Raw genomic sequence first — 9,770 nt, 5'->3', positions numbered from 1 at the left:
CTGACGTATCACCCCGTTGTACCTTGATGCGGCGTCGACGTCCTGGCGGGGCGGGGCGAGATCCCTGTCGCTGGTGACGGTGGCCTTGTCGGGGCCGATGTCCCGAAACTGACTCGGGTCACCGGTCTCGGCCGTCAGTGGGTCAGCGGCGACGATCACCATCGCCTGCACGCCGCCACCCAGGTCCAGTCGCATGCTCTCGACCTGGCCCGCGGAGCGCCAGGCGACCGGCTCCGCCGCTGTCGGATCGACCCCGAAGTGCAGCACCTGTGGGTCCGTGCCGATCAGGGCGGGGCGCTCCGCGGCCCCCGGCACCCCCGGTGCCCGGGGCGGCGTGACCACGACCGGGCTGGGCGTGACGGCCGGCTGGGGAGGCGCAGCCGACGGCGTACGCACTGCCACGCCGGCCCCGAGCAGCACCGCGACGCCGAGCGCTGCCCCGATGACGGCACGCCGTCGCCGTCGCCGGGCCCGTCCCCCGTTCACCGCCGCCGTCAGCAGGCTGTCGGTGTCCACGGGCCCGTCGGCCTTCTCCCGGAGTGCCCGCGCGATCCGCTCGTCAAGGTTGGTCACGGCCGGCTCCCGTTCGTCGTGGGAACGCCGTGGCGCTCCCGCAGCTGGCTGAGCGCCCGCATCGCGTGGGTGCGGACGGTGACCGGGGAACAACCGAGAATCTGGGCGATGCTCAAGTCGTCAAGGTCCTCGTAGTAGCGCAGCACGAGCACCGCGCGCTGCCGGTCGGGCAGGCCGAGGATCAGCCGCCACATCTCGTCCCGGTCGGCCGCATCGCCACCCAGGTCCCCGCGCCCAGGCCGGTCGGCGAACTCGGCCGTGGCCAACTCCCTGCTGGAGCGGCGGCGCCACCAGGAGGTGTTGGCGTTGACCAGCATCCGGCGCACGTAGACGTCCGGGTGGTCGGCACGTGCGATCTTGCGCCAGTGCACGTACGCGCGTGCCAAGACGTCCTGGGTGAGGTCCTCGGCCCGGTGTTCGTCACCGGTCAGCAGTCGGGCCAGCCGGACGAGCGCCGGCCCGCGACTGCTGACGTATTCCTCGAAGGTCACACCACTCAGACGCCGTCACCGGCGCGCACTGTTGACACCGCTCAGCGGTGCGAGTGGTCGCGGAAGCCGCGGCGGGTCTTGCGGCCCAGGTAGCCGGCGGTGACCAGGTGTTCCAGCAGCGGCGCGGGCGCGAAACCCGGCTCGCGCAGTTCCAGGTACAGCTCGCGCTGGATGGCCAGGGAGACGTCCAGGCCGACCACGTCGAGCAGTTCGAACGGGCCCATCGGGTAGCCGCAGCCCAACTTCATGGCGTGGTCGATGTCGTCGGCCGTCGAGTAGCTGGCCTCCAGCATCTTCACCGCGTCGTTCAGGTACGGGAAGAGCAGCGCGTTGACGATGAAGCCGGACCGGTCGCCGCAGACAACGCCGGTCTTGCCGAGCGCGGCGCAGACGGCGCGGGCGGTGGCGGTGGCCTCCGGGGAGGTGCGGATGGTGCGGACGACCTCGACCAACGGCATGACCGGGGCCGGGTTGAAGAAGTGCAGCCCCACCACGTCGGCCGGACGCTGGGTGGCCATCGCCACGTCGATCACCGGCAGGGACGAGGTGGTGGTGGCCAGCACCACTCCCGGCTTGCAGATCTCGTCGAGGCTGGCGAAGAGGGCCTTCTTGACGCTCAACTCTTCGACGACCGCCTCGACCACCAGGTCGACGTCGGCGAGGTGGTCGAGCGTGGCGGACCAGCTGATCCGGCCGAGTGCGGCGTCCCGGTCGGCCTCGGTGAGCTTGCCGCGCACCACGCCCTTGTTGAGCGAGGTCTTCACCGCCTCGCAGACCTTCGCGGACTTCTCCATGCCGCGGGTGACCGAGACGACCTCGTAGCCGGCCTTCGCGAAGACCTCGATGATCCCGGTGGCCATCGTTCCGGAGCCGACCACGCCGACCTTCGCGATGGCGCGCGCGCCGTCGGCGAGCGCGGCGTCGGTGGCCGGCGGCGTCGCCCCATCCGGTACGACCACCGGGGAGCCGGGCCGCTCGTAGGTGTAGAAGCCCCGGCCGGACTTCCGGCCGAGCAGCCCCGCCGTCACCATCTGCTTGAGCAGCGGCACCGGGGCGTGGCGGCGGTCCCGCCCGCCGCGCCGGTACATGGTGTCCAGGATCTCGTACGCGGTGTCCAGGCCGATCAGGTCCATCAACGCCAGCGGGCCCATCGGCAGGCCGCAGCCGAGCTTCATGGCGGCGTCGATGTCCTCCCGGGTCGCGTAGTGCGACTCGAACATGCCGACCGCGTGGTTGAGATAGCCGAAGAGCAGCGCGTTGGCGATGAAGCCGGCCCGGTCGTTGATGGTGACGTCGACCTTGCCGAGCCGGGCGCAGAGCGCCTCGACGTCGGCGACCACCTCGGGTGCGGTGACGACGGTGCGGACCACCTCGACCAGCTTCATCACCGGGGCCGGGTTGAAGAAGTGGATGCCGATCACCTGGTTGGGTCGGCTGGTGGCGACCGAGATCTCGGTGACGCTCAACGACGAGGTGTTGGTGGCGAGGATCGTCTCCGGTCGGCAGACCCGGTCCAGCTCCGCGAAGATCCGTTGCTTGAGGTCGAGGTGCTCGGGCACCGCTTCGATGACCAGGTCGACGGAGTGCAGCGCGTCCAGCCCGACAGCGAAGTGCACACGCTCGTTCAGGGCGTCGCGGTCCGCCTCGGCGAGCTTGCCCTTGGCGACCGCCCGGTCGGTGGAGCCCTTCAGGGTGGCCCGGCCGCGCTCCAGCGCCGGTGCCGAGATTTCCACCGCCACCACGTCGATGCCGTTGCGGGCGAAGACCTCGACGATGCCGGCACCCATGGTGCCCAGCCCCACCACACCAACGGTGCTGAACTCGCGCGCCACGACCGGCCTCCCCAGGACTCCGCACGGCCACTGAACGGCCGCTAAGGTTATGCGCGCGAGTCTGCCACGTGACGGTGAGTTGTCGAGACGCCGTGGCCTATGTCACCCACGACCCAGCGGTGCCGCTACCCGGCCGCCACGCTGGTCAGTGCCAACAACTCCGCGACGAACTCCGCGGGGCGCTCCAGGTGCGGGCTGTGCCCGCAGCCGGGCAGCACCACCTCGTGGTACGCGCCGCCGGCCGCCGCGTACCGGTCGAGCACCGCCCGGGTCTGGCCGACCATCGGCTGCGGTGGGCAGGCGTCCGCGCCGGGCCAGCCGGGCACGAGATCCAGCGAACCCAGGTACGCCAGGTCGAAGAGCGAGGTGTCCGAGACGATGACGTCGACGTCTCCGCGTACCCAGGTGACCGGCGGTTTCTCGGCGACGGCCACCAGCTCGTCGGCGAGCCGGAACCAGGTCGGCGCCAGCGCGTTGAGCACCCCGCGCTCCCCCGGCGCGGTGCCCGGCCAGTTCTCCGACGGCACCGCCGTGCCCGGGTAGTTGTCGTCGCCGGTGGCGGTGGAGAGCACGGTGTCCAGCAGCAGTTCCTCATCGGTGCCCAGCGAGGCGGGATCGGCCACGTAGGTGGCTCGCAGCACGGCGCGCGGGCTGGCCGGCGCGTCCGTGCTCCGGTCGCCGGCCGCCAGGCGGGCGACGAAGTCCCGGTTCGCCGTGCCGGCGCCAGTGCCGGCGAAGTCGGGGGTGGTCGGCGTGCCGGTCAGGTCGCGGGTGCCGCCGAAGCCGTACGGGGAGACCGGTGCGGCGAGCAGCAACGCCCCCACCCGGTGCGGGTGGTCGACCAGCAGGCGCATCGCCACCCCGCCGCCGAGGGAGTGCCCGACCACCACCGGTCGCGCGTCGGCGTCGAAGAGCGTCGGGTCGTCCAGCAGTGCGGCCACGTCGTCGGCGAAGTCCCGCAGGCCCCGGGTGGCGTCCACCGGGGCGGTCGCGGTGTCGCCGTACCCCCGCAGGTCGGGGGCGACCACCCGCAGCGTCGGCGGCAGACGGCGGACCAGCGGCTCCCAGAACAGCGCGGACGAGCAGTTGCCGTGGATGAGCAGCACCGGCGTGCCGTCCGGCGGGCCGGCCACCCGTGCCGCCTGAGTGATGCCGTTCGCCGTCACGGTCCGCTGCTCGGTCTCCATCCGCGGCATGGTGCCACGGGTGTCCCCGCCGGTCCAGGTGTCGGACCGCCACCCAATGGGCCTACCCGGTGTGGCAGGCCGCCAGGCGATCAGCGACGCGAGCCCGGCGGCGCGGCCAGCGGCAGCGGCAGGGTCGGTCGGACGTCGCGCCGGGACGGGCCGAAGCTGAGCCCCACCGGGTCGGTGAGCGCCACCCCGGGGTCGAACAGGCGCAGCTCGGTACGGCCCAGCCGGATCACGTCGCCGTCGGAGAGTCGTTCCACCTCGGTGATCCGCCGGTCGTTGAGCCAGGTGCCGTTGGTGGAGCCCAGGTCCCGCAGGGACGGGCCCTCCGGTGCCAGCCACACCTCGGCGTGGCGACGGCTCAGGTGTGGGTCGTTGATGACAACCTGACCGGTCGGCGCTCGGCCGATCACCTGTATTTCGGCTCGCATGCGAAAGCTCGCGCCGCGCATCGGTCCACCCGCGACCGTCAACAGCGGCATCAGTTCCGGATGTTCCTCCATGGACAGTCAGCCCTCCACCCCACACCGTCACTCCGCGCGTCAGCTTGCCATCAGACGGTAGTCGTCAATACCGACCGGCCGGTCAGCCTCTCGTCACCTCCCGGCCACCTGCCGTTCGACGATTCGGGCGGGACATTTCCGATACCAACGCCCTGACCTGCACTGATCAACGATCGGTCGGGTTGGTCCGACGCCGCTCCCCTGGCCCCGAATCGGGGACCCTACCGGTGAGTAATCCTCAGGTCTACACTTCCGCCATGACGGCAGTGCATATCCCGGGCGTTCCGGTCATCGACGCGGGTCAGTTGGTCTCCACCAGCCCGGCGACCGGCGCTGAGGCCGGTCGCCTCCCGGTCGCCACCGACGCCGACGTGCGGCAGGCCGTCGACCGCGCCCGCGCCGCGGGCGAATGGTGGGCGAGCCTCGGCTTCACCGGCCGCCGCCAGCGGATGCTGCGCTGGCGTGCCCTGCTCGCCAAGCGCATCGAGCAGCTGGCCGAGTTGGTGCACGTCGAGGGCGGAAAGCCGATCGCCGACGCCATCGTCGAGATCGTCACCGCGATCGAGCACATCGACTGGGCCGCCCGCAACGCCGGCAGCGTGCTCGGTCCACGCCGGGTGCGGTCCCGGCTCATCCTGGCCGAGTTCTCCGGGCATCTCGAATATCAGCCCTACGGCGTGGTCGGCGTGATCGGGCCATGGAACTATCCGGTCTTCACGCCGATCGGCTCCGCCGCGTACGCCCTCGCCGCCGGCAACGCCGTCGTGCTCAAGCCGAGCGAGTACACCCCCGCCGTCGGCCAGTGGCTGGTGGACAGCTTCGCCGAGGTGGTGCCCGAGCAGCCGGTCTTCACCGCCGTGCACGGGCTGGGCGACGTGGGCGCGGCGCTGTGCCGCTCCGGCGTCAACAAGCTGGCCTTCACCGGCTCCACCGCCACCGCCCGCAAGGTGATGGCCGCCTGCGCCGAGACGCTGACCCCGGTGCTCATCGAGGGCGGCGGCAAGGACGCCATGATCGTGGACAGCGACGCCGACCTCGACGCGGCCGCCGAGGCGTGCGTCTGGGGCGGCATGACCAACGCCGGCCAGACCTGCATCGGCATCGAGCGGGTGTACGCGGTCGACGCCGTCTTCGACGCCTTCGTCGACAAGGTGGTGAGCCGCGCCGGTCGGCTGACGGTCGGGCCGGAGGGCACCGACATCGGCCCGATCACCATGCCCAAGCAGATCGACGTGATCCGTCGGCACATCGACGCCGCCATCACGTCCGGCGGACGCGCCGTGCTCGGCGGCCCGAGCGCGGTACAGCCGCCGTACGTCCACCCCACCGTGCTGGTGGACGTTCCGGAGGAGTCGGCCGCCGTCCGCGAGGAGACCTTCGGTCCCACGCTGACCATCAGCCGGGTCCGCGACGCCGACGAGGCCCTCACCCGCGCCAACGCCCTGTCGTACGGCCTCGGGGGTTCGGTCTTCGGCCGGCGGCGCGCGGTGGCCATCGCCCGGCGACTGCGCTCCGGGATGGCGTCGATCAACTCCACGCTGACCTTCGCCGGCATGTCCACCCTGCCGTTCGGTGGTGTCGGCGACTCCGGCTTCGGGCGGATCCACGGGGAGGACGGCCTGCGTGAGTTCGGTCGGGCCAAGGCGATCACCAGGCGTCGGGCCCGGTCGCTGCTGCCGTCGATGACCTTCGAGCGCACCCCGGCCGACGTGGCCCGACTCGTCAAGGCCATCAAGGTCATGTACGGCAGGTGAGTGTCGGATAACCGATCATCAACAAGGATCGGTGCATCCACATGTTTGGTCACCGTGGCCACGGCGGTACATTGCGTTAAATGGGCCCCAATCGATTGCGCTACCGCCTTGTCGACAGTGACCAGTCGTGGAGCGCCCGACGGCGTCGGCACCGCTCGGACTGGCTGGCACGCACCTTTCCCGAGATCGGCGACATGCACGTGGTCGACCTCGGTGGTCGGCTCGGCACCTGGCACCGCGCCACCGTCCGACCGGCCCGGGTGACAGTCGTCAACCTGGAGCAGCCGCCCACTGTCGTCCCGGATTGGGCCCACGTCGAGCAGGCCGATGCCTGCGACCTGCCCTCGCACCTCACCAAGGGCGGCTACGACCTGGTCTTCTCGAACTCGGTGCTGGAGCATGTGGGCGGGCACGAACGCCGGATCCGCTTCGCCGCCGCCGTCCGCTCACTGGCCGACCGGCACTGGGTGCAGACGCCCTACCGCTACTTTCCCATCGAGCCACACTGGATCGCGCCCGGCATGCAGTTCCTGCCGGTACGACTGCGCACCGCGTTCGCCCGGCGCTGGCCGTTGGGGCACAAGCCGACCCGCAGCCACGACGCCGCCATCCACCAGGTGCTCTGGACCGAGCTGTTGGACCGCTCGCAGATGCGTCACTACTTCCCCGACTCGACAATGCTGGTGGAGCGGGTGTTCGGTCTGCCGAAGTCGCTGATCGCGGTGCGCACCGGGTAGTACGCCGGTCAGAAGAGGGTCAGCTCGTCCTTCACGATGCCGCGCAGCTTGTCGTAGTCCACGACCACACACCTGATGCCCCGGTCGGTGGCGAGCACCCGGGCCTGCGGCTTGATCTCCTGGGCGGCGAAGACCCCGACGACCGGGCTGAGCAGCGGGTCACGGTTCATCAGCTCGAGATAGCGGGTCAGCTGCTCCACGCCGTCGATGTCGCCACGCCGCTTGACCTCGACGGCCACCGAGCCCGAGTTGGCATCCCGGCACAGCAGGTCGACCGGGCCGATGGCCGTCATGTACTCGCGGCGGACCAGTGTGAACCCCTCACCCAGGGCACCCGGGTTGGCGGCCAGCAACTCCTGCAGGTGCGCCTCCACCCCGTCCTTGCGCAGGCCCGGATCCACACCCACCACCCCGGCCCGGTCCCGTTGCGCGTCGGTGAGCTCCAACTGGGCGTCGGCCACCGCCTCGGCGGAGCAGGCCAGCGCGAACTGCACGTACCGGTCGGCCCGGCGTCGCTCGGCCTCGCTCAGACCCGCCGCGACCGCGTCGAAGTCGCACTCCGCCGCGATCTGCGACCGGAACGCCGACGGGTCGAAGAAACTGATCCGCCGGGTGGCGGTGCGCCCCTCGGTGATGGTCTTCCAGAAGCGGTCCCGGCTGGCGCCGCCCGGGGCCACCACCCCGATCCCGGTCACCACCGTGCGGCGCCCGGTCATGGTGCCTCCACCAGTTCGGTGTCGACGTGACCCAGTTCGGGCCGGGGGGCGAGCGGGCCCAGGTGGAAGACCACCTCGGCCGGTTCGACGCCGGTGTTGCGCAGCCGGTGCCGCACGTTCACCGGTACGAACAGCCCTTCACCGGCGGCCAGCAGCGTCGGCTGATCGTCAAGGTCGACGGTGATCGCGCCCCGCACCAGGTACAGGAACTCCTCGCTGTACGGGTGGTAGTGCTCGGCGATCCGCTCCCCCGGCTCGAGTGTGGCCACACCGAGGAAACCTGAGGTGCTGCCGACGGTGCGGGGGCCGAGCAGCACCCGCAGCTCACCGCCGCGACGGCGGTCGGCCGGTACGTCCCGGGCGGCGATCGGGCGGGTGCTCAGGTCACTCATCGTCGGCTCCCGTCGGTGCGTCGCTGGCGGTCGGCGTGCCCTGGTCGGCGCGCTGCCAGGCGATCCGCTCCACCCGGTCCTTGATCACCGCGAGTTGGATCACGCTGTTGGTGTTGATCCGCTCGGTCATCGCGGCGTTGTCGACCGGCGCGGTCGGCTTCATCGCGAAGTCCTGCGTCCAGGTCATCCGGGTGCCACCGGCCTCCTCGGTGTAGCGCCAGTGGATGCGCATGTACTCGAACGGCCCGGTCTCCACCCGGTGCGCCCGGACCTGCCTGCTCACCGGGTCGTCGGTGCGCTCGCTGACCCAGCTCCAGGACACCCCGTTCTCGTCGGGGTACATGGTGAGGCGGAACCGCACCGTGTGCGCCTCGCGGTGCAGGATCTCCACCACGGCGTACTCGGTGAACAGCTCGGTCCAGTTCGCCACGTCGTTGGTGACCTCCCAGACCAGCCCCAGCGGCGCGTCGATGACCACGCTGTTCTCGGTGTGCCCGGGCGGGTCGGCGCGGCGGGCGACCAGGTCGTCCACGTCGAGCCGGACGGCCTGGTCGGCACCGCGGCCCGGGTCCGGGACGGCGACGACCCGCGCACCGCGGCCGGCGCGCTCGCCGCCGGGCGGCACGACCTCCTGCCCGGCTGGTACGACGACTGGGTGCTGCTGGACCGGGAACGCCTGCGCCAACTCCGCCTGCACATGCTGGAACAGGTGGCCGGGCACCACCTGGCCGCGGGGCGGCACGGCGAGGCCCTCGAAGCCGCGTTGGAGGCGATGGCGGCCGAGCCGTTACGGGAGACGCCACACCGGCTGGTGGTCCGCATCCACCTGGCCGAGGGCAACGCCTTCGAAGCCGTGCACGCCTTCTACGTCTACCGGGACCTGCTGCGCCGGGAGCTGCGGCTGGAGCCGAGCCCGGCCATGAGCGCCCTGCTCGACGACACCCTCGCTCCGATCCGCCAGGCCAGCCGCGAGGCCGTCGCCGACCGCCCGTCACCCGCCGTCCGGCGTACGTGACAACGGCGGCCGTCACCGCCCGTGCGGCCTACGTGACGGTGATGTGACAGGCGCTACGGCACGGTGGGCGCACACAGCACGTGGCACCGGTCCCCGGGGGGTCGGGCAGGCCACCGGCGGAAGGGGTCCCATGAGTCGTCTACTGATCGTCAGCCGGATCATCCCGGGAGCGGAGGGGCGGGTCGCGCAGATCTTCGCCGAGTCCGACGCCACCGAACTGCCCGGCCTGACCGGTGTCACGCACCGATCCCTGTACTGCCTGCACGACCTGTACGTACACCTGCTGGAGACCTCGGACGACGTCGACCCGGACGCGCTCGCGGCGGCCCGCAACCACCCGCTCTTCCGACAGGTCAACGAGCGGCTCTCCGCGCACACGTCGCCGTACCTGCCGACCTGGCGTTCCCCCCGGGACGCGATCGCCGGCTGCTTCTACCGGTGGGACGCGGCCGAGGCGCCCGCGGCGCGGCCGGTCGACCCCGACCTGGGACGCCCGTTCACCAGTCGCAACCTGGTGGCCTGCCTGCGCGAGGGCGCAGAGCGGTTCGGCTGGGCCGGCCGTGATCC

9 protein-coding genes and 3 pseudogenes are annotated in these 9,770 nt (G+C 71.5%); 4 read left to right on the top strand and 8 right to left on the bottom strand.

What is annotated here, in order from left to right; translation table 11 throughout:
- The 5 genes and pseudogenes from ABZ749_RS20180 to ABZ749_RS20160 form a co-directional block, all read right to left on the bottom strand.
- A pseudogene (locus tag ABZ749_RS20180) lies at positions 1-573 on the bottom strand (hypothetical protein); the annotation flags it as partial.
- A complete protein-coding gene (locus ABZ749_RS20175) occupies positions 570-1,064 on the bottom strand; it encodes a SigE family RNA polymerase sigma factor (protein ID WP_357229882.1) in 495 nt (164 codons plus the stop codon). The gene ABZ749_RS20175 and the pseudogene ABZ749_RS20180, both read right to left, overlap by 4 nt.
- 41 nt (positions 1,065-1,105) lie before the next feature.
- Positions 1,106-2,896 carry a 3-hydroxybutyryl-CoA dehydrogenase gene (locus tag ABZ749_RS20170; protein WP_357229880.1) on the bottom strand — a complete coding sequence of 597 codons (1,791 nt, stop codon included), beginning with the start codon at positions 2,894-2,896 and terminating at the stop codon, positions 1,106-1,108.
- Positions 2,897-3,021: 125 nt separating this feature from the next.
- Positions 3,022-4,083 carry an alpha/beta hydrolase gene (locus ABZ749_RS20165; RefSeq protein ID WP_357229878.1) on the bottom strand — a complete coding sequence of 354 codons (1,062 nt, stop codon included), beginning with the start codon at positions 4,081-4,083 and terminating at the stop codon, positions 3,022-3,024.
- Between the two features lie 89 nt (positions 4,084-4,172).
- Complete coding sequence (locus ABZ749_RS20160; RefSeq protein WP_255750185.1) at positions 4,173-4,538, bottom strand: FHA domain-containing protein; 366 nt, start codon at positions 4,536-4,538, stop codon at positions 4,173-4,175.
- 308 nt (positions 4,539-4,846) lie between these two features.
- On the opposite strand from ABZ749_RS20160, the gene ABZ749_RS20155 reads away from it, so the two are divergent.
- Together ABZ749_RS20155 and ABZ749_RS20150 are read left to right on the top strand one after the other, a co-directional pair.
- Positions 4,847-6,343 (top strand): aldehyde dehydrogenase family protein, encoded by a 1,497-nt coding sequence (locus tag ABZ749_RS20155; protein ID WP_357229876.1) that lies wholly within the window; start codon positions 4,847-4,849, stop codon positions 6,341-6,343.
- An 80-nt stretch (positions 6,344-6,423) separates the two neighbouring features.
- Entirely contained in the window at positions 6,424-7,080 is a 657-nt protein-coding gene (locus ABZ749_RS20150) for a class I SAM-dependent methyltransferase (RefSeq protein WP_357229874.1), read from the top strand.
- 8 nt (positions 7,081-7,088) lie between these two features.
- Here the strand turns inward: ABZ749_RS20150 and ABZ749_RS20145 are convergent, their stop codons facing one another.
- The 3 genes from ABZ749_RS20145 to ABZ749_RS20135 are packed head-to-tail and all read right to left on the bottom strand — an operon-like array spanning position 7,089 to position 8,666.
- Entirely contained in the window at positions 7,089-7,796 is a 708-nt protein-coding gene (locus ABZ749_RS20145; RefSeq protein ID WP_357229872.1) for an endonuclease NucS domain-containing protein, read from the bottom strand.
- Positions 7,793-8,188, bottom strand: a complete 396-nt coding sequence (locus tag ABZ749_RS20140) for a cupin domain-containing protein (protein ID WP_355007988.1) — start codon at positions 8,186-8,188, stop codon at positions 7,793-7,795. The genes ABZ749_RS20145 and ABZ749_RS20140 overlap by 4 nt, the downstream gene beginning before the upstream one ends.
- Positions 8,181-8,666 (bottom strand): SRPBCC family protein, encoded by a 486-nt coding sequence (locus ABZ749_RS20135; protein ID WP_357229870.1) that lies wholly within the window; start codon positions 8,664-8,666, stop codon positions 8,181-8,183. The genes ABZ749_RS20140 and ABZ749_RS20135 overlap by 8 nt, the downstream gene beginning before the upstream one ends.
- Here ABZ749_RS20135 and ABZ749_RS20130 point away from each other — a divergent pair.
- Together ABZ749_RS20130 and ABZ749_RS20125 are read left to right on the top strand one after the other, a co-directional pair.
- Positions 8,586-9,203 (top strand): annotated as a pseudogene (locus ABZ749_RS20130) (bacterial transcriptional activator domain-containing protein); the annotation flags it as partial. The gene ABZ749_RS20135 and the pseudogene ABZ749_RS20130 overlap by 81 nt on opposite strands.
- 130 nt (positions 9,204-9,333) lie before the next feature.
- Positions 9,334-9,654 (top strand): annotated as a pseudogene (locus ABZ749_RS20125) (TcmI family type II polyketide cyclase); the annotation flags it as partial.
- Positions 9,655-9,770: the final 116 nt, after the last annotated feature.

The sequence above is a fragment of the Micromonospora sp. NPDC047753 genome, from assembly GCF_040642735.1.
Taxonomy (GTDB): domain Bacteria; phylum Actinomycetota; class Actinomycetes; order Mycobacteriales; family Micromonosporaceae; genus Micromonospora.
This window is presented reverse-complemented; position numbering and strand designations above follow the sequence as displayed.

What these genes read in the sequence shown, in the direction of transcription:
- ABZ749_RS20145 (WP_357229872.1), bottom strand. Translation starts at nt 7,796, where the DNA reads ATGACCGGGCGCCGCACGGTGGTGACCGGGATCGGGGTGGTGGCCCCG.
- ABZ749_RS20155 (WP_357229876.1), top strand. Translation starts at nt 4,847, where the DNA reads ATGACGGCAGTGCATATCCCGGGCGTTCCGGTCATCGACGCGGGTCAG.
- ABZ749_RS20150 (WP_357229874.1), top strand. Translation starts at nt 6,424, where the DNA reads ATGGGCCCCAATCGATTGCGCTACCGCCTTGTCGACAGTGACCAGTCG.
- ABZ749_RS20160 (WP_255750185.1), bottom strand. Translation starts at nt 4,538, where the DNA reads ATGCGCGGCGCGAGCTTTCGCATGCGAGCCGAAATACAGGTGATCGGC.
- ABZ749_RS20165 (WP_357229878.1), bottom strand. Translation starts at nt 4,083, where the DNA reads ATGGAGACCGAGCAGCGGACCGTGACGGCGAACGGCATCACTCAGGCG.
- ABZ749_RS20140 (WP_355007988.1), bottom strand. Translation starts at nt 8,188, where the DNA reads ATGAGTGACCTGAGCACCCGCCCGATCGCCGCCCGGGACGTACCGGCC.